Source organism: Psychrobacter sp. Choline-02u-9 (assembly GCF_002836505.1).
Classification (GTDB): Bacteria; Pseudomonadota; Gammaproteobacteria; order Pseudomonadales; family Moraxellaceae; genus Psychrobacter.
The window spans coordinates 19,070-40,159 of record NZ_PJBF01000055.1; the positions used below are offsets into that span (position 1 = coordinate 19,070).

At 43.3% G+C, this 21,090-nt stretch carries 11 protein-coding genes; 6 read left to right on the forward strand and 5 right to left on the reverse strand.

The window, feature by feature from the left end; genetic code table 11:
* The first annotated feature begins 350 nt into the window (after nt 1-350).
* The 3 genes from CXF69_RS08865 (at nt 351) to recD (ending at nt 11,765) form a co-directional block, all read left to right on the forward strand.
* Nucleotides 351-4,859, forward strand: coding sequence for an exodeoxyribonuclease V subunit gamma (locus tag CXF69_RS08865; RefSeq protein ID WP_102078244.1), 4,509 nt, complete (start codon nt 351-353; stop codon nt 4,857-4,859).
* A gap of 76 nt (nt 4,860-4,935) precedes the next feature.
* Complete coding sequence (locus CXF69_RS08870; RefSeq protein ID WP_101205853.1) at nt 4,936-9,468, forward strand: UvrD-helicase domain-containing protein; 4,533 nt, start codon at nt 4,936-4,938, stop codon at nt 9,466-9,468.
* Between the two features lie 74 nt (nt 9,469-9,542).
* Entirely contained in the window at nt 9,543-11,765 is a 2,223-nt protein-coding gene (gene recD / locus CXF69_RS08875) for an exodeoxyribonuclease V subunit alpha (RefSeq protein ID WP_101205854.1), read from the forward strand.
* Between the two features lie 105 nt (nt 11,766-11,870).
* Here recD and CXF69_RS08880 read toward each other — a convergent pair whose 3' ends face one another.
* Together CXF69_RS08880 and CXF69_RS08885 are read right to left on the reverse strand one after the other, a co-directional pair.
* A complete protein-coding gene (locus CXF69_RS08880; protein WP_057760160.1) occupies nt 11,871-12,434 on the reverse strand; it encodes a hypoxanthine-guanine phosphoribosyltransferase in 564 nt (187 codons plus the stop codon).
* Nucleotides 12,435-12,536: 102 nt separating this feature from the next.
* Entirely contained in the window at nt 12,537-13,205 is a 669-nt protein-coding gene (locus tag CXF69_RS08885) for a hypothetical protein (RefSeq protein ID WP_101205855.1), read from the reverse strand.
* 302 nt (nt 13,206-13,507) lie between these two features.
* Between CXF69_RS08885 and CXF69_RS08890 the strand changes: the two genes are divergently transcribed.
* The 3 genes from CXF69_RS08890 (at nt 13,508) to CXF69_RS08900 (ending at nt 16,707) form a co-directional block, all read left to right on the forward strand.
* Nucleotides 13,508-15,190, forward strand: a complete 1,683-nt coding sequence (locus CXF69_RS08890; RefSeq protein WP_101205856.1) for a carbon starvation CstA family protein — start codon at nt 13,508-13,510, stop codon at nt 15,188-15,190.
* 115 nt (nt 15,191-15,305) lie between these two features.
* The gene (locus CXF69_RS08895) at nt 15,306-15,617 is read left to right on the forward strand and encodes a cory-CC-star protein (RefSeq protein ID WP_101205857.1); all 312 of its coding nucleotides are present in this window, start codon (nt 15,306-15,308) and stop codon (nt 15,615-15,617) included.
* A 73-nt stretch (nt 15,618-15,690) separates the two neighbouring features.
* Nucleotides 15,691-16,707: an ArsA family ATPase gene (locus tag CXF69_RS08900; RefSeq protein WP_101205858.1), complete on the forward strand. Its 1,017-nt coding sequence runs from the start codon at nt 15,691-15,693 to the stop codon at nt 16,705-16,707.
* Nucleotides 16,708-16,732: 25 nt separating this feature from the next.
* Here the strand turns inward: CXF69_RS08900 and CXF69_RS08905 are convergent, their stop codons facing one another.
* The 3 genes from CXF69_RS08905 to CXF69_RS08915 all read right to left on the reverse strand — a co-directional run bounded on the left by CXF69_RS08905 (nt 16,733) and on the right by CXF69_RS08915 (nt 21,043).
* On the reverse strand, nt 16,733-18,421 hold the full coding sequence (locus tag CXF69_RS08905) for a DUF3482 domain-containing protein (RefSeq protein ID WP_101205859.1): 1,689 nt from the start codon (nt 18,419-18,421) through the stop codon (nt 16,733-16,735).
* A 125-nt stretch (nt 18,422-18,546) separates the two neighbouring features.
* The gene (locus tag CXF69_RS08910) at nt 18,547-19,521 is read right to left on the reverse strand and encodes a sterol desaturase family protein (RefSeq protein WP_101205860.1); all 975 of its coding nucleotides are present in this window, start codon (nt 19,519-19,521) and stop codon (nt 18,547-18,549) included.
* A 121-nt stretch (nt 19,522-19,642) separates the two neighbouring features.
* A complete protein-coding gene (locus tag CXF69_RS08915) occupies nt 19,643-21,043 on the reverse strand; it encodes a DUF2868 domain-containing protein (RefSeq protein WP_101205861.1) in 1,401 nt (466 codons plus the stop codon).
* Between the last annotated feature and the right edge of the window lie 47 nt (nt 21,044-21,090).

Consider the following 21,090-nt stretch of genomic DNA (forward strand, 5'->3'; position numbering starts at 1 on the left):
AATATGAATGATAGTATAAAACGACACTAAGTGTCGCAAGCTTATTATAATATCGGCATCTACACTAGTAAACGATAACCATCAATGGCACACTGATAGCAAATTTGGCATGTCAACGTTATCAATGGATATGTAGAATTTGCTACTATGGTTGTTTTTGTTTAGGGCCCTCATGCTAGCAGAAATGCATCATAGTAACGACCATCAAACATGGATTGATGAGTATCGATTTTTGTTTTGTCTGGATGTTGTATAGCGTTTTTGACATTGGATACAGACATCTCATCTATAAGTGAAGCCTTCTTTATTAATCCTAATACCTCACCTTTATTGCAATCAGATTATTGTCTATGTTCACTATTATTCAGTCGCACCGTACCGAAAACCTCGTTGATCAATTGCTCGTACAATATCAGTCCAAGGATCAGCCTGTTTTTGAGCCTTTTATTGTCATTGTACCGTCAATGGTATTGGGAGATTGGTTGGATAAAACTATTGCTAGCCGTGCTGGTATTAGTACCTTGGTGCGTACTAAATTTTGGGGTCAGTATCAATGGACACTGATGCAAGATGTATTGACCCGCCATAATGCATACTTACTGGCGCAAAACCCTGAAGCGACAACTCTAAACGTGCCGGAAGTGGCGGTGTTATCACCGACAGTAATGCAGTGGCGATTGTTTGGTTATTTGACTTACTATCAGGAGTCGATTGTTGCAGATGAAAAGCATCCAGTTCATCCGTTGCTAGCGTCTTTGATTGATGACCCACAGGCAACTGCTCAACAAGACAGTTTACAACAGGATAAGGCACAACAAGATGCCCGTATTTGGCAGCTGGCAAGCGATTTGGCTAGGGTGTTTAACCGCTATTTGACTCACCGTGAGGATTGGTTGGCATTATGGTCGCAAAACAAGCCGTTGAGCGTAAGTGAGTTGATAGCAGATAAAGACGCCTTATCCCTACGCTTTGATAAGTATGCGCGCGGCACGCCTGAGTGGTTGGTCGAGCATTATGTTGAGTTGGAAGTTGCCCAACGATTCTTGTGGTCGCATTTGTTTGCCGATGTTCATCTACACCGTGTGGCACTGGAGCGTGCGTTTTGGTCAGCTTTAAAAGGCAACAAGGCGAATGAGCGCGATCAGTTACCCAAAGTATTACGTATATTTACCATCCAGCAACTGCCACAGACCGAGTTAGACTTTCTACAGAGTCTGTCGCAATACATGAATATCACGCTATTGCATTACAATCCATCAAAGCTGTTTTGGGCAGATATCGTTGATAAATCATGGTTACAACGCCAGCAGATTATCAACCCTGAGAGTGTGTTTTTGCGTGATTACGGTCACAGTTTGCTATCGCGTCTCGGTAAGCAGTCGCGCGATGCGTTTGCGATGCTTGCCAATTTATCAGGTAATGAGCAATACGACGATGCGCTAGTCGAATGGCAAGATAACTTTGATAAGGGTGTAGATAATGTGCTCGGTCATTACGATTATGAAAGCATAGATGCTGCTGATGACGCTGTCAGTACTCAAGATACGCAAGGTAACCTAAGCTTATTAAAACGTTTGCAAAATGACGTATTGATGCTTGATGAGCAATCTACTCAGCAAGCAACGGCTGCTACAGTCTCACAAGCAGTAAGCAAGCAACTAGAGCCGAGCTTTGATGAAGATAAGCCAGAAACGGCTTGGTATGAAGATGAAGCGTTAGAGAACAAGCGTTTTGAGAAAGACCGTTTTTGGGCAATCTCTTCCCAAGATAATAGCCTAAGCATTCATTCGTGTCATAGTTTGCAGCGTCAGCTTGAAGTGCTGCGTATTATGATTGGTCGTTGGCTGAATGAACCTATCAAACTAGGTGAAAAGAAACGCCATATCTCCGACATTGTTGTGCTGCTACCTGATGTTGAACGTCATCATGCATTGATTGGCTCTATCTTCGTCAATGGTAAGGGTCAAGACGGCTTGACTTTGCCTGCTAAAGTGACTGGTGTTGTTGATGCCGACATTCGCCAGTTATGGGAAGCCATTATCGGTTTTTACAAACTATTGGGTAGTCATAGCGCTCGTTTTGAAGCAGCTGAAGTCTTAGACTGGCTCATGTTACCGCCATTGTTTGAAAGCTTTGGACTGACTCATGAGCAAATGAGCCGTGGCTGTGATTTATTGGTAGAGGCGGGCTTTATTCGCGGTTTTGACGAGCTGCATCTTAAGCAAACTTTAGACAGCAATGATTACGACTATCGCTTTAGCTTTGCACAGGCATTAGACAGATTAACTTTAGGTCTGGTCATGCCAGAGGCTGAGTTGAGCGACTGCTTATATGATCTAAATGGCGATGAATGGCCAAGCACTGCGTTACCAGAAATGACCTTGCCGTTACCACAAGTGAGCCTAAATGATGCGCTGATTGTTGAAGCGCTTTGCCGTATTTATACTGGCTTGGTTGCACGACGTGATGATCATACACAAAAAATGAAAGCGGAAGATTGGCTCGATCAGATTGAGACACAAGTTATCCATCGCTACTTTGGCGATGTGGATCAAACACGTACCATGCGCGCCATTTACAACGCGATGAATGGCTTTAAATCAAGTCTGCGAGCCAATCGTCACTATAGGCAGTACGCTAGTGGTGATGTCGACAACAGAGAAGTGGAGCAAAGGCTGGCAGGTGTGGAGCAATTGCCGCTCAAGCTGAGCTTTATGCTAGACAGTATCGAAAACGAGCTTGAAAGTCAGCAAGTCAGTGCGGAGCCGACGGGGGTGATTACCTTTGGTCGATTCGGTGCACTAAGAAACGTGCCGTTTGAGCTGGTGGTGATGCTCAATATGGATCTCTCTGAGTTTCCTGGGCGTGACCGAGATAACCGCTATGATTTGATGAAAGCGACCAATGCACGCCGCGGTGACAGAGTCAGTGAAGATGATGACAACGGCGCATTTTTAGATGCGCTACTGTGTGCGCGCAGTGCTTGCTGGATGTTCTACAACGGCCAAAGCTTGACGGACACCCATGAGCATTTGCCAGCCAACCCAGTGAGCGAGCTATTGCAGTTTTTGCAAGGCGAGGTGCAATGGCAGGTGAACTCGCTTGAGACATTACCCGAGAATATTGATCCCACCACCGAGAGTCTCAAGCGCTATTTGCCTAAATTGATTAAACAGTGGTTGGTGACTGAACATCCTGCACTACCTTTTCATGAGAGTCTGTTTGAAACGGCAATCGAAGGCATTGATGTTTTTGAGCAAGCGTCTCCTGATATTGATAACAATGCTAATGCCAACGTTAATCCCAACATTAATATCAATGCTCAGGATTCTAGCCCTGTCGATATGATTGATGAGTTGGATACTTTATTAAATATAGCCATGCGCAAAACCAAACTGGCTCAGAAAAAGCAGTTTCCGCCTGCGCCGCTTTGGCAAGCGGTGTTTGACACATTAAAAGGTCGAGTATCTAGTGAGCATAAAGAGTTGGTGGGCTTACCTACGAAGGCGCAGTATGAGTCAATCGCTCAGGTGTTGGGTCAAGGCTTAGGCCAGCTAGGGCAAGTAGACAATCAAACCTTGTCTGCATTGGTTGAACTGTTGGCGCTAGATACGGTTGTCGATACTAGCAATGGCAATAACATGACAGAGGTGCTATCTGATAGCATATTTAACATCGGAGAGATAGATATTGAAGGGGCATTGGCTTACCAAGTGCGCCATCCTGCCAAAGCATTCTTACGGTCTCAAAAGGTGCATGTGGTACAAGGTGAAGAAGCATTGTCGCAGCAAGAGCCGCTATTCTTAGACAGTTTAACTACCTATCAAATCAAAGATCATTTGATTAAACAGTTGGTTACTGATGAGAATAAGAAAAATGATAGTAATGCAGCGGCTGAAACCACCACTCCAATTCTGATGTATCAAAAAATTATGCCCGCTGGTGTCGCTCGCCAAACCACGCTACCCAAACAACAAAAGAAGCTACAACAGCAATGTTTAGAGTTTAAAGAGCAGTTAATGGCTAATGGTTTTGACGAAAGCAGTATTCTCAACGAGAGTACGGCAGATATCAGCAGTGTATTACAGCTACTGACCCCAACCGCCGAATATCCTGTTCAGATAGAGCTAAAAAATATACTGAATAACACTGATAATAATTCAAAAGACCAGACAGATATAGAGGGTATAGAAACACTGCTTAAGCTGTTGCCGAAAATCATTAAGATCAAAGGCTCAGTACCAATATTAGCCCCCATATCAATTATTCAGGCGGGCGTGCCTTATGCTAAGCAATCACCCAAGCAGTGGTTAAACATATTGCCCAATTCTGCCAATCCTAGGCATTTACTCAAGTTTTGGTTGTCACATTTGTATTGGCAAGTGGCCAGACGTACCACTGCCGAGCAAGTGGTATTAAATGATGGCGTGAGTATTTGGCGCTTTAATAAGGCCAGCTCACAAGTTGGTAACTATAAAGATGTAATCGCATTTAAGTTAAGTCCGATTATGTATGAAGACGCAGTCATTGAGTTGATAAAATGGGCTGTTTTTGGCAAATTAACGGGTCAAGTGCCCATTACGTTATTACCAGAATATGCACTCAATTACCTTGATAAGTATCTAACCGCTGAAGAAGGTGACAGCAACCGCTACTGGCCAAAACGAGCCGACTTCTCAGACTGGTTAAGACCCAACTACAACTCAGATACGGTATACGATACTTGCTCGCAGCATGCTATTTGGCAGTACGTGCTACGTGACCAAGATGCATTCAAAGCGCTATCGGCAGCGTTGACTACATTAGCCCAGCCATTATACGCGCCGATGTTTAATGCGTTAACTAACTTAGATGGTTAGCCCGTTATCTAGAACAGCCTCTAATTAGTTTTTGCTATTTTGTTTTGATAAATAATAATTAAAAGTATGCGCCCATATGACAGACCTTAGCGATCCAACCAGTACCATTGACTTGTCTACACAACCGAATTTATTTGATGAATATTCAGATGAACTGACTTTATCTGCTGTGCCTGAGCGTAAAAATGATGTCATACCGGCAGTTGAGGTTGATCTAACGGGTAAACACCTGATTGAAGCCTCAGCGGGCACGGGCAAAACTTGGACGTTGACCGGTATCGTGCTGCGCCTACTGATCGAAGCGCGACGTGCACCAGAGCAAATCATTGCCACGACTTTTACACGAGCTGCCGCTGCCGAAATGCGTCAGCGTATCCACGATCGTTTGGTAGATTTCTATCAGTTATTACAATGGATTAATAGCCTAAGTGCTGATATTAGCAATAAAGAGAGTCTCTATCCCAACATACTGCAAGTTATGCCTGAGGGTAATAAAGACGCACAAGCAGACAGTAATTCAGACGCAAACATTGAGACAGGCATTAACGACTTAAATCAAGACCTTGCTGCTGATAAGCAAGCGGTGACTGAGCAACGTAAACAAGCAAAGAAAGATCGTGAAGATTGGCTGGTTAATCTGGCCAAATATGTGCGCTTAGATGGCATCATGCAAGATCCTATTAACTTGCATCTTGTCGGTTATTTGCTAGATCACGTGTACAGTTACCCAATGGCTGAAGCTATCAGACGTACCGCACTGGTACTCACTACATTGGATAAGCTGTTTGTAGGTACGCTCGATAGTTTGGCGCAAAAATGGTTGACGGAGTACAGTAGCGAGACTGGTCACCAGCAGGGCATGGGGATTATTGAAGACAGCAGTATTGAACAAGTTACCGATAGCATTGTTCATGATGAGCTGCGTCAGTTTCAGAGCCGATTATACTATGAGCAGCCTAAACTTTACGCGCTAATGGATCAGCAAGGCAAACTGTCTGCAGTGGGCGATCATAAGAAATATGTAACGCGCTCGCTTAATTTTATCTCTGCGCCGATTGATGAAATAAGACTTGATAAAAGCTTTGACTTTGATGCATACGAAAAGCTAATCAATGAGTTCTCTCAGTTAGATTTAGCTGATATCCAGCCTTATTTAAATCCTGATTATAGAAAGTCTCAAGGATTCCGTGGTGGTTCTAATTTAACCAAACAGTTTGATGCCATTATCGAGGTGCATCAAAAGATATCGGAATATCAGCTGACATTTAATAGCTATTTGAATGAGAGCGAAAACAAGATTTTGACATCATTGCAAGATTCTAGATATCCCGATGAAGATGGCAAAATTAAGAACTTTAATAAGAATAAAGAAAAAGAGCATCAGACACTTTTTGAGCTAGAGACCATTAGTAAGTTAATGGCTCTCTTAGACATGCTTGATAGTGTGAATCAGCATATTTTGTTGGTATTAGCCAATCTTAACCGTCATATTGTGTTAGCTGTACGTAGTAGGCTGCCAGTTATTTTAGAAGAGCGTGGCGAAACGACCTTTAGTTTGCAGATGGTACGCTTAAACCAAGCATTAACTGGTCGGCAAGGAGACAAGCTGGCGCGTTATATTCGTCATCACTATCCTGTGGCATTGATTGACGAGTCGCAAGATATCAATGGCGAGCAAGCCACTATGATTGAAAGTATTTATTTGCCAAAGAGTAAACGTAAACAGTCGGACAGTGATAAACAGGCAACTACTAAGAAAGCCAGTCATGAGTTTCTGCTATTGGTTGGTGATCCCAAACAGGCTATTTATGGGTTTCGTGGTGGCGATGTAGCCAACTATAACTACATGAAAGCCCAGTTTGATAAAAGCGCCCTTTGGACACTAGATATCAACCGCCGTTCGAATGCCGGTATGATTAACGCATTGAACTATTGGTTTGGTATGGCTGATGCAACAACTGCTGAGAACAAACTGTCGCAGCTAGGTACTGGTATTCATTATCAACATATCAAAGCAGCAAAGCCGGAATATGAGCTGTCTTGGTTTAATGCGTCAAATAGTCTGGATGATGTACTGGTGACAGAGGTGCTTTCTGATCAGCCCGTGAGCTTATTGCACCTGCCTTATGACAAGGACAAAGAGTTTGATTACGATGAGCATGAAATAACAGCTCGCCATATAGCCACTTTACTCAGTAGTGGTCAGACACTTAAAGGTAAGCCGATTCAGCCCAGTGATATTGGGGTGCTGGCACGTGCTAAAAAAGATCTGAAAAGGGTCGAAGATGAGCTGGTAAAACTTAATGTGCCGACCTTGACTACCAGTGATGTTAGCATCTTTGAGACTATTATGGCAGAAGATGTGGCGGCGCTACTAAGTGCCATGCTATACCCGTATCGTCATGACATGATTAATCGGGTGTTGACCAGTCACCTATATGGACTGAGTATCAAAAACATCAAAGCCATGATGACGGATCATGAGTCAGGTATTACCGAGGGTAGCAGTACACCAAGCGCCCGTTCAAATAAGTCTAATTCGAAAGAATTCTCAGCGAATGAAGCTGCTGATACTAAGAAAAGCTATCAAGACTTTATTACCTATCTAAAAGAAGGGGCACAGCGTTGGCAGCACTTTGGCATCTTATCAGCGCTACATTATTTATTAGATAAAAGCCCTGTGCAGCCGCAAGGCGTTTGGCAGGCCCTAGCTGCTCATCCAGAAGGTGACCGTCATATCATGGACTTGCGTCATGTAATGGACATCTTGGCGCAGTATGGCTTAGGAATGGGTGAGTATGAGTTGTTGGCGTGGTTCAGACAGCAGATAGATACAGCACCCAACAGTGATTGGGCTAAGCAATATCCGCTACCGACAGAGTCTGGCGTGCAACTGATGACCATTCATAAGTCAAAAGGGCTTGAGTTCCCTATTGTCTATGTATTGGGAATGGGTGATGCCAGTAGGAAGTCTGGCAATAAGGAAGACTATGGGCTGTATCTATATAACGCGCAACAAGCGCCCTCAGCGCTAGTGCGGCAGTCGATAGAAGTACAGCAGTCGACAGATAATCAATCGGGTAATCAGCGCCGCTTCTCACCATTGCAAGGCTCTACCACGGATGAGGGTTACTACACCGATATCGAAACACAAGAAGGTTTTGATGAGATAAGACGGCTTGGCTATGTGGCATTTACTCGAGCCAGTGAGCAGCTTTATGTGGTGCTGCGAGATCCGAGTAACAAGACAGGGTTTGAGCTAAAGCCAGTGTTTTATTGGTTTGAATCGCCAGAAGCAAAGTTCGAGCTACCAGATAGGCTCAAAGGCATCGTAGGCATGCTCAGAGGTCATAAAGTTAATGAGTTTTATGACAATAATTACGCAAGCAATGATGCTAACTCAGCAGGTATAAATGATAATGTTCAGATGACTGCTACCAAGTCAAATGCTCATAAGCCTACGACAGAGGCTATTGAATACGCGCCCTTTGCCGAGGTTATGAAAACTAATTATTTTTATGGCTGGGCCAAGACCAGTTTTACCGCTCTGGCGCGTCAGCTAGATGAATCTACACAAGCAATGGCGATAGTGGATGAGCGTATTGATGATGCGATAGACATCGATATGACAGAGTCTTCTGTTTCAGACATCTCTTTACTTAATAACGACGAGTCTAGCAAACAAGACAGTGAACTAAGCCTCAAGTCAGAAGATGATATCCGCTTTACCTTTGTAAAAGGTGCCAATGCCGGTACGTTTTTACATGAGATATTTGAACAAATAGATTTCACCAATAAAGCCCAGTGGCCTCAGGTTATTGATAGAGCGATTAGTAGCTATCAGTTGCCGCTGATATATAGCAGTGCGGAACAGCAGAGCCGCAGATCACAAGGCAAAAAACAAAGAAATAGTGATGGGTTTGATCTTGAGTCAATAGATACAACCAAGCATGAGGCATTAGTTAATTGGATTGAAGAAGTGTTGAATGCGCCACTGTTGGCTTCCAATCAACCCTTGATTGCTCTTGATAAAGGTAAGCGATTTGCCGAGTTAGAGTTCAACATGGGATTGTCAGAGAATTTTAAAGCACAGGATATTAGTAAGCTTTTTCAACAGTATTTACCTGATGAGACAGATAAACACGTCACTCTAGTGCCACAAAATAAAGCGCATCTGTATCGTTATTTGCGTGGTGAGATTGACTTGGTGTATGAGCATGCTGGCAAGTACTATGTGGTTGACTATAAGAGCAACTTTCTAGGAAATAGCCTAAGCGATTACAATGAAGATACGCTCAAAAAAGCAATGTCCAAGGCAGGGTACTGGCTACAAGCAGCAATCTATCAAGTAGCATTGCATCGGTTCCTTGCTATGAGGATCAGTGATTATACGGGTAATGAAGATAAATATTTAGGCGCTGTAGAGTACGTATTTTTACGCGGTGTGTATGACCCGAATGCTCAGGCAGCTACTATGCCTACATCGCAAGATAGGGTTCAGTCTAACCACGATAGCTTGAGTGATAAAAGTTGTTATGGGCTGGTTACTTGGGATATTCCTATCGACTTTATTAAAGGTTTAGACGCACTATTTGGCCTGCCGGATTAATAAACCTTATATATCAACTAGATAGATAAAAATTGTTATAGCAGTTAATAAGATTAATAAGAGATAAATATACGATGAGTAATAATAACAATAAGAGCAAGTCAGCCATTAGCTTACAAGAGAGCTGGGCCAGTAACATCAGCGATTATATTTTGCTGCGCCGTCAGCAAACACATGTAGCATATGACGCGAAAGATGCAAAGACAAACGATGAAAATAGAAGAATCGGTAAGTTAGGAGATAATGATTTATTTACGGCTCTATTTGTTATTTTAGCGGCTCATTTGGAAGAAGGGCATACTGTATTAACCATTGATGCAGCCGATCATGAAACGCCGCTACAAGGGGAAATTAATGGGGAAATAGTCACGTTATATGCATGGCAGCAGCAATTATTGGGGATACTTGCAACACCAATTTTTGCGCTGATTGATACTCAGATAAAAACGCAAATAGACACGCAATCAAACATGCAACTAGACGATGACACTACAACAGAGACATCGCTATTTGTATTACTAGATACTTTGTTTGGTCAGCGAGATTACCTGTGGGCGCAGCTAGCACTGAGTAACCATGAAAAAGAGACGTTGATCAAACGTTTTGATGCGATAACTACGTTATATCATCGCTTGAAAAATAGCGACTTAAATACTTTCGTTCATTCAATCCATAAGCATGCTTTATTTGCTAACGTTGAGGCGAATACTAATTATAACAACAACCAAAATAGCCTAAGCAAGGATAATCAACCAATTATTTATAACATAGCTGAGAATAAAGAGACCCAAAGTTCGAAAATCACATTTTGGCTGCACCGCACTTGGCAAGCAGAATTTAACTTAGCGCAGCATATCAATCATATTTTGAATCAGCAGATAGTGCCTTTAGACATTACCATGCCTGAGAACTTAAATGACCAACAGATAGCCGCTATCAATGTGGCGAACAATAATGCATTTAGTATCATTACTGGTGGCCCAGGGACAGGTAAAACCTATACTGTGGCTCAGTTAGTCATTGCATTGCAGCAAGCGACAGAGAGTAGGGGAGATGAGTCTGAACATATTAGATTTAGCACAGACAGTGCTAGTCTAGCATTAGCAGCACCAACAGGTAAGGCTGCCCAACGTATGCAAGAGTCCTTACAGGCTGCTTTAGATGCGGCGGATGTCAAGCTACAGTTGCAAGAAGCAAAAACCATTCATCGTTTGTTAGGTATTGGCCGAACGGGTAGACCGCGCTACGATGCCAACAACCCACTCGGCGAAGATATTATCATCATCGATGAAGCATCTATGCTCGGAGTTGAGTTAGCTAATTATCTTGTGAGCGCGGTAAAGCCAGGTGCTAGGCTAATACTATTAGGAGATGCGAACCAGTTGGCAGCAGTCGATGCAGGGGCAGTATTGGCGGATCTCTGTCGCATTCCGCTACTGCAACCCATACATGCAGAACTAACCGAGAGCCGCCGATTTAGCGCCGAGTCAGGTATCGGTAAACTGGCCACTCAAATCAATAAAGCAGAGACAAATCTTCAAGCTATTTGGCAATTATTAAGGCAAGACCCTGCCTTAAGTTTTCAATATGTTAACATGTTACAAGCAGAATCCATATCAAATAACAAGATAGAAAATAGCCTAAGCAAAGAAAAAATTATTTCAAGAATCTCCAGTAATTACCAATCATACGTAATTAAAATTAAAAATTTAATAAAAAATCCAATAGAAAAATCCCTGCCAGAATCCGTTAAAAATACTACCTCTTCGTTAATGGAGGTATTTAATCAATTTAGAATCCTAACTGCTGGTCACAATGGTGAGTGGGGCGACCACTATATCAATAACTACCTTACTCAGTGGCATCTTGCTGAGCTAAAGTTACCATTGGGTCAAAACACATGGTTCCATGGACGTCCTGTTATGGTGCTACAAAATAACTATGAGCTTGGTCTATTTAATGGGGATATTGGTTTCTGCTTACAAACATCAGATGAAAGGAGCCAATTAGAGGTATTCTTTGAAAATAAGACACAAGGGATAGCTGTTAACTTGCTCAATGAAGAGGTGATAGCCACCGCGTATGCAATGACCATTCATAAGTCACAAGGATCCGAATTTGATCATGTTGCTATTACTTTTGATAACAGCCATGCACGGTTACTGAGCAAAGAGCTTCTCTATACAGCAGTGACTCGTGCTAAGAAGCAGGTAACGATATATAGTACCAAGCACGCTTTAGAAAAAGCGGTTCAAACACCGACTGAGCGCCATACTGGTTTGGCATTACAGTTTTAACGATTCATTCAAGTTGTTGTCGGCGCAATAAGTCAGCGCAATAAAAAAGCATCCAATTTGGATGCTTTTTTAGGACTTAATTATTTTAAGTAATTAAATCTAGAATTAAACTTTGTCTTCTTTGATTGCATAGATACCTGGCAGGTGACGCAAGTAACCATGGAAATCCATACCACAACCGTAAACATAACGATCTGCAACATCAATACCCACAAAATCTACGTCGAAATCTGCAACTTTGCGATCATGTTGCTTGTTAAGCAAGACACAAGACTCAAGTGATAGAGGCTTTTCTTTGCTTAATTCTTCAACAACTGCTTTTAGGGTAATACCTTCGTCAAAGATGTCGTCAATTAACAATACGTGCTCACCTTCGATACTAACATCAGGCTTGAATTTCCAATCAAGCTCATTAGTACCTTCGTTATCACGATAACGAGTCGCATGAATATAATGCATGCGATGGTAGAACGTAAGATGTGTCAGTAGTTGACCAGCTGGGATCAATCCGCCGTTCATCACGACCATAACAATTGGGTTTAGACCAGCATAATGTAGATTGAGCTGAGCGGCTAAACGCTCATAAGCAGCAGCTACTTCGATACTGCTAATAAGGCACTCTGAGTTGCGTAAGGTTTTTTCAATTTCTTGGTTACTGATTTGGGTCATCGGGTGCGCCTTTAGTAAAAAGTGCCGCTTATTTTAGCAAATTTTAGTGAATTTGCCCAACGTCATATGACTTTTGGGACAAAATTAATCCAACTTTTAGGGTTATTCTGGCTTTTCTATAATAAATGGACGGTAATAATTGGCCAATCTATTCAATGAGTCATTTGGTAGGTCAGGTAATAGCTTATTAAGTGCCATACTCATGCCTTTATCAATTGCCGATTTGGCAACTGGAACTGACTTACGCTTGATCATGCCTAGCTTTAATGTCTCAGCATAACGACTGATGAAGTGGGTCAATGTTTCTTCGTTCATGGTTTCGAGTGCTGTTTTAAATTTGGCTCTATCTACATGCTCAGGCGTGATAGCAGCAAAACCTTCAGTGATAGTATTGGCGTCTTTTTCTGATAGTTTAAAGCCAACACGTTTAATGCCTTCATTATCAATAAAGGTTGCATGATCTCTTAGAAAATGAAAACTTGGTAATACGTCTTTGTTGTTTTCTTTACCTAGTAAGATATTGAGCAAAGTATCTGTCGCACGTTCAATCGTTCCAACAATTTTACGCATAGAGGCTTGGCGCTCAGGGTTAGGAATAATCTCTACCAAACCAACCAATAAATTATCAGTAAGATCGCGCGCTGTCTGATGCGTAAGAGCATCGCGATAAGGGTAGTACTCTACATTCTCATTTGAAGCAACGACTTGTTCGGCCTCACTGATTAAAGCTTTTAGTTTATCTGAGGGTACGAATCCAAAATAATGTGCCATTGCACTTCCTTTATTTGTTGTTTTTTATGTCTTACTTGCGTTACATTTATCACCAAATCGGTTATTATTCAAACAAAGTTTTAGTCTCAGGCTCATCACACCAAGTGCTGATTAGTGACATGCCCTAGTTATAAGATAAATGACTTTGTTGATTGGTAATAATTTTGCAAATTGCTAGAATTTACCTAAACGATAGATGAGCTGAGTCACTCATCGCACACTAATTTAGCATATTTTTCATATTTTAATTCAAAAAGCTTGAACTTATAAGGCTATTGACTACTTGTCTAGGGAGAGATGAGATGAATAGTGCTATCGTACTACTATTCGCCGTTGCCGCTATGCTCTGCGGCTACGTATTTTATTCAAAATTTATCGCCACCAAAATTTTAGCATTGGACAACAGCCGTCCTACACCCGCACATACGATGAAAGATGGGATCGATTATGTTCCCACCAATAAGTATGTATTGTGGGGACATCACTTTACGTCAGTGGCAGGGGCTGCACCAATTATCGGTCCTGCCATTGCAGTCATTTGGGGCTGGGTGCCTGCCATTATTTGGGTAGTGGTAGGTACTATCTTTATGGCTGGCGTACATGATATGTCTGCTATTTGGGCAAGTATGCGTAATAGAGGTCAGTCGATTGGCTCTATTGCTGGTACTGTCATGGGCACACGTGTTCGCAGCTTGATGATGGTTGTTATCTTCTTATTACTACTGATGGTCAATGCTGTATTTGGCGTAGCTATCGCCAATATGATGATCAAGACGCCATCTGCGGTATTGCCAGTTTGGGGTGCCTTAGTGGTTGCCTTTATCATCGGGCAGTGTATCTATCGCTACAACATGAATTTGGTCTGGGTGTCCATTATCGGGGTAACTGCCTTGTACGGGCTTATCTATCTCGGCCCTATGTTCCCGATTGTGTTACCTGAGACCGTTATGGGTTTGCCTGATAACGCGGTATGGATCTTGATCTTGTTCGCCTATGCGGCGATTGCGTCGTTGTTGCCTGTATGGATGCTACTTCAACCTCGCGATTATATTAATGGCTTACAGTTATTTGTCGGTTTGATTCTACTATATGCCGCTATTTTTATTGGCACGCCTAATATTGTCGCGCCAGCGGTTAACACTGCATTACCATCGGATACACCGTCACTTCTACCATTGTTGTTTGTGACAATTGCTTGTGGTGCCATATCAGGTTTCCATGGTTTGGTCGCAACAGGGACCACTTCTAAGCAGATTGATAAAGAAGAAGACGTTCGTTTCGTTGGTTACTTCGGTGCATTGGGCGAGGGTATGCTAGCACTTGGGGCAATCCTTGCAGCAACCGCAGGTTTTGCGACTCTTGGTGACTGGCAAGCGGTCTATCAAAAATTTGGTGATGGCTCTATCGGTGCGTTCATCGATGGCGGTGCAACCATCTTGAATGCTGGCGTTGGTATCGACATGGTGCTATCACAGACGATGCTCACGGTAATGGCTGCATTGTTTGCTGGTACGACGATGGATACTGGCGTACGTTTACAACGTTATATCTTCCAAGAATTTGGTGAATTTTATAATTTACCTGTACTCAATAAGAGTGTCGTTGCAACGTTACTTGCTGTCGGAAGCTGTTTGTTATTAGCGTTCGGTGCTGGTGGTATAGATGGCGCGGGTGGTATGATTATTTGGCCGCTATTTGGTACGACCAACCAGTTAATGGCTGCCTTAACCTTGATGATCGTTACCATTATCTTGTTACGTAAGGGTAAGCCAGTTTGGTACACCTTAGCACCATTGTCGTTCTTGTTAGTTATGACTGTTTTTGCACTATTGATTCAGCTCAAAACCTTCTTTACTGATGGTAATTGGCTACTTATTATTATGGATATAATTATCTTAATCGCGACCATTTTGGTGACGTTTGAGAGTTTGTCTGTACTACGTAAAGAGTGGTCACTACATAAAGGCAAAAACGGTGAGGTTTAAACGTTAAACCATATTGAGTGTCTGTTTAATAAAAAACGCTAGCAGCAACTGCTGGCGTTTTTTGTATCATATAGGCATGATAGATCATAAGAATTAAGTAAAATACGAGCATATTATGGAAAATGAAAACACATCAAATAATATAGTAAACGTTCAACCATTAGAGAACACTCAACCATGGTGGCAACGGTTTAAGAGTGGATTAAATGAATTTTATCATGCGCCTTATCGTCAGACGATGGCACGGGCCGCACGTGATGAAGAAGATTTTTTTATGTTGCTCATGTTTGCCGAGAGCTTGGGTATTGATAATCCCGCCAGCTTTTATACATTAGAATTGCAACCATTATTTTTAGAAAACTTTCATGAATGGCATACACGTATGGGAATGGATAGATGTCCATTTGACCATGTTGGTTGCTGCTAACAGTAGTGGATTGACTATATAAAAAAGTAGCTAAGCATTTATTAGATAATGAGACAAAATACGAGATAACGATATGGCATTACACCCTTTACATGGATTGGTAGAGCAGTTAGAGACACAACCTATTATATTTATCGGCGGCAAAGGTGGTGTAGGGAAGACCACCACGGCAGCAGCTCTAGCCAGCTACTATGCAAGCCAGCAGCAAAAAACCTTAATTGTCTCAACCGATCCAGCACATAGTTTGGGCGATGTATTGAATGTACGACTCAATAATGAGACAACGGTAATATCACCTTATCTAGATGCGATTGAGTTAAATCCTGACGTGATTGTCGATGAACATTTTGCTCAAGTCGAACGTACAATTAAAGCTTATGCCAACCCAGATATGATGCCCAAAATTCGTGAGCATCTGCGATTATCTAAATCAGCACCTGGCGCTCAAGAAGCCGCGATGCTCGAATCCATGTGTCACCATTTAGTCGAAGCGGCAGATGCTGGGTATGAACACATCATCTTTGATACCGCACCGACAGGTCATACTTTGCGATTATTGGTATTACCAGAAATGATGGGGGCGTGGACGGATGGGCTGCTTGCACAGCAGCGACGACAGGCCAAACTACGTTCGGTGGCGACACACTTGGATAGTCACAATCAGAAAAACAGCGCTCAAAAGAACGATGTAGCCAATCCCTTTGCAGCAAAAAAATCAGATCGCTGGGAACAAGCTGTCTCCGTATTAGAAAAGCGCAAGCAATTGTTCCGCCAAGCAGGGTTGCTACTACATGACCGTACACAAACAGCGATTGTGTTGGTGATGACTGCTGACGTCTTACCATTGGCTGAGACCAAGCGCGCTATCGAGCAATTAGAGGATAGTAAGCTCATGCCAACAGCAATCGTCATCAATCAGCTGATATCAACTGCGCAGTCGGATGAGTTTTGGCGACGCCGCGCTGAGCGTCAGCAGCATCTACTGCAGGATATCGAACAAAGCTTTACCAAGTACCCGCTGTATCCGATTTACCTGCAACAGACGGATGTACGTGGTACTGATGCATTGAGTGCGTTGTTAAGTGTATAAAGTGCATAGATAGTTCGCTGGTAATTTATGACTCACGCTTATACGACTGTAGTTTACCTGACAGCGACCATGCCATGTCTGTGCGTAATAACTGAGCTTGTTCGGACTTGCCGCTGCTAAGCGACGACCATTGTGGTTTACCACGCGCTTTTTTGAGCTCACTTGGTAATTTATGAGTTGGCCATACAGTAATTGGATTATTGTCTTCATCTTCATGGTTAATGTCGTTAGTTAGCGACGTTCCAAGACTGCTGTTTTCGCCTTTATATAATAACTGAGTGGCATCTGTAGCAGCATGACCACGATGGCGTAATGCAGTAAGTAAGTCTAATGCTCGCGTTGCTAATAGCGTCAACGTAGCAGGATCGATATATAAGCGTTTTACCCCAGTAATCCTATCGGCAATACTACTGGTGTTAGATAGTAACCCGCCTGCGATACCACCTATCGCTGCACCCAAGCCCAATGTCGTACCTAGCGCTGCTGCATCAATACCCAACCCTAACAGCGCACCCGCTGCTGCGCCAGAAGTGGTACGGATACCATAGCTCTTGAGGAGTTCAGGATCAAATGGGTCTTGCTGATAGGCTTGCAATTCAAGCGGGGTTGCCGCGACTGCGTTATCATAAAACTTATAGAGGTTAAGTAAATTGTGCTGCATCGCACGCTCACTTTGTCTAACTGCTTCTTGCATTTGTTCTAATACAGGCATCGGGTCGTCATCTTCATTAATCTCGCGTACAAAAGAAGCGACATTCAATAAAAAGTCAGCAATAATAATATTGGCCTCATCATACAACTGCGCCCAATCTTCAGTCCGGCGCTGCATCAATTGCTCAAGCATCTCAGAATGAGTGAGCATAGTGGCTAGGTTTTGCCAAAGATGCATCTCATCTTCAAATTCAAAAGCAACGGAATCAAAACGTGTGGAGATATGTAGATTGCGTCTTGCCAGCATGGTTTGCCAATAATCAATATTGGCATTCTGACTGTCGGTAAAGTTAAAGACAGGCATCACCGGAATGGCAGCCCACGATAAAATCGCTAGCTCATCTTTATACTTGCCCAATACTGGCTCACGAGCATCTACCACATAGATGGCCATATCACTTGCCAGCAGCTGACGAATCACTTTTGCTTCTTGGCTATAATCATAGCTGTCTAGAACACCGCTATCTGCACCTTGAGCGATATCTGATGCCAAAAACTGCTGCAAGCGCTCAATACCATCACGGCGACTGGCGGTGTTGTCCTCCAACCAGTCCATGAGTCCTGATGCGTCCTCTAGGCCTGGTGTGTCGTATAGTGCTACCAGCACCTCACCCGTTTGACTGTCTGTCAGACTTGCTTGCTCGACATGACGCGTGGTCGCCGCTTCGTTTTTGACTTCACCAAAATAGACATCACGCAGTAACGTGCGCAATATGGAGGTCTTACCGGTATTGGTGTGTCCCACGACCGCCAATTTTAGCGCCTCACCACTGGCGATGGTTTTTTTTGTCACATTTTGGTTTTTTGTGGTTGTAGCTGGCGGTACTGATTCAGTTGATATGGATTGATTATCATGAGTTACCCTAGACTGGGTGGCCGTTTTTGACACTGTCGAATGCGAGGTCTTGGCGTTATTATTTGAGTCGCTAGGCAACGCCTTGTCTGCAAAAAGACCTGTAGGCGTGTGATGCTCGTAATTTTCTTTTTTATTGTCATTATTCATAGTCGCGTCTTATTGTTATTGATGATCAAACTTTAGCCATTTATTGTAAAACAAATCTGGTGGCAGGTTGGTTTTGGATGCGTAGTGTCCATATCGTAAACTGTATTTTATGTATCCATGATACGCTATGAGATTGCTGTAGGTGGTCGCAGCAGTACCTTGATTTTTTTCTTAATGCCATTGGCACGAAAAAACCGCTGCCACATTCGGTAAAACACCCCAAATATCAGACCAATAATATTATCGTGACTGGTCTCACCAACAGCCCCATATTTGACGGGATTATTGACCGCGTCTTCTTCTACATAAGTGCCAAACCAGCGATCAAAAATAATAAGAACGCCGCCATAATTTTGGTCAATATATTCACTATTGGTACCATGATGGGCGCGGTGGTTGGATGGGGTGTCAAAGATATACTCAACCCATTTTGGAAATTTCCCCACCGTCTCGGTATGGATAAAGAACTGATAAATCAAATCTAACGCATAAAAGAAAAATACCCAGACAGGATGCACACCCAATATCATCAGCGGGACGAAAAATAACCACCAACCTGTCACCGAGTACAGCAGGCTTTGGCGCATGGCGGTGGATAGATTCATCTTATCATCTGAATGGTGCACAACATGCGCTGACCAAAACCAATTCATGCGGTGTGAGGCACGGTGAAACCAGTAATAGCTGAACTCAACCGCGACAAATATGGGTATGGCTGTCAGCAATGTCACCTCAATAGTGAATAGTCGGTATTGATATAGCCACAGGCAAATAGGCAGCACAATAAGTGCTTGGACCATCAATTCAAATCCGAGATAAGAGCCGCCCAAGCTAAAATTGGTCATCGCACGGCGCCAGCTAAAGCTTTCATTTTTCCCACGCTTAGACTGATAAAACCACTCTGCCAAAAACAATAAGAAAAATGGACCACCAGCCAGCGGTAACAGCCATTCTTGCCAGTGAGCAGGTAAGATACTTGCCAGCATTGGCTGCCATGACTCTGGTGCAGCGGTTAAGATACTTTGGTTTAACGCCTCTTTGTAATTATCCAATATCTGACCATACTCACCTGATGTTAAGAGGGTGTTGTCTGTTGACATATTTGGCTCCTAGCCACTATAAAACATCCTTGTTACCCAAGAGATAACTATTTTCTATATTACTGATTTATTTTGTCCTTTTTATAAAAATAATTTTTATAAAATATCGCATTCAAAAACTTTAAGAATCGATATCAACCAAGCCAATTTTGCGCGCAGAGAGCGCTGTCTGCCACTGCTGATAGCGAACGGCTTGTTTATCTACTGGTTCATCATCCGTACGAGCGTCAGTCAAGTCAGCAGAAGGGGTGGTATCACTAAGCAGCTGTACAATAAGACCATCTTTTGCATGAGCGGCGATTTGATCAAGTTTGCGTAGCGTACCGCGGTCAGGCAGCGCTTTGCTATGGATACCTAATAGGACTTGCACAGGGTGCTCGTCTAAGTAGTGTTTGAGCCGTGCCATATCCTCACGATCATCAACGATACCAAAATTCTCAATCTCACTTGATTCTGAAAAATCATGACGGTCATTAGTCAACCCTGACTGCCACCATTTATCCTGATTTGAAGGATATTCAAGCAAGGCGACCAGTTTCTTGCCTGCACTTACCGCCGCTTTGGGCGCGACAGGTGCGGGTGCTTCCGTAAAGTCATCTGCATCAACCACCTGACGCTGCCAAAAATTTATGATCTTTTGGTAATACGGTTGTTTGATGTCTAAGCGCATCTTTTTGCGGCGGAACATCAAGGCACAAAATACCCACGCTATCGCACGCGGGACAATACCGTACATCAGCAAGCTACCGACTAGCAATCCTGCCCACTGCCGCGCCACAGACAATGGCATCGCTTCTGTGACCAACCTGCTTTGTGCAATAGCGGTACTATCTGGCACATCAAAACCAACCATGCCTGGTAGCCAGCCGAGTATTTGCGTTAAGCTCACCAGCGCCTGATCAGAGAGTAGGGTCGACTCCCAGCTAAAGCTATACTGACGCACAACCAACAAGAATATAATCGCAAGCAGCATGCCAGTCAACGTCGCAAGCCATAACTGATGGCTAAACCGGCCCAAATACCAGCGCATACCGCTATGCTGTAATTGGCGCTCATACAGATCGACGGCCGCCTTGGTCACATCGTCTTTACCGCGTATGAGGTAACTGGGACTGACAAAGCTGGCAAACCAACTGGGCGCTTGCTGGTCTCGATTGATAAGTGTCATGACAAGCCAGCCACCAAGCATAATAGTATGAAAACCAAGCAAGCAAACCAATACATAAAAGAAGTTCACCACATTAGACTGCAATAGCGTGAACAGACCCAAAAATCCCGAGATGCACCACACCACACTCATGACGATCATGATGCCTTTTATGCGACCATCTATTTTGCCTAGTACCCGCGCAAGCGCCCCATTGCTATCGATGCGTGAGGCCCGTCGATGCAGCTTTTGGATAGGTGTGCCATCCTCACTCTGTAGCTTTTCCGTGATCAGTAACGGGTCAGTGGCAAAGACGTGCTGATCAGTCTCTAAGGCACGTACTAGCTCGGTCAGTTGGTCTTGGGGTGATAGCATAAGGCGCTGATATCCGTATAAGAACGTCAATATAAGTAATGGAAAGC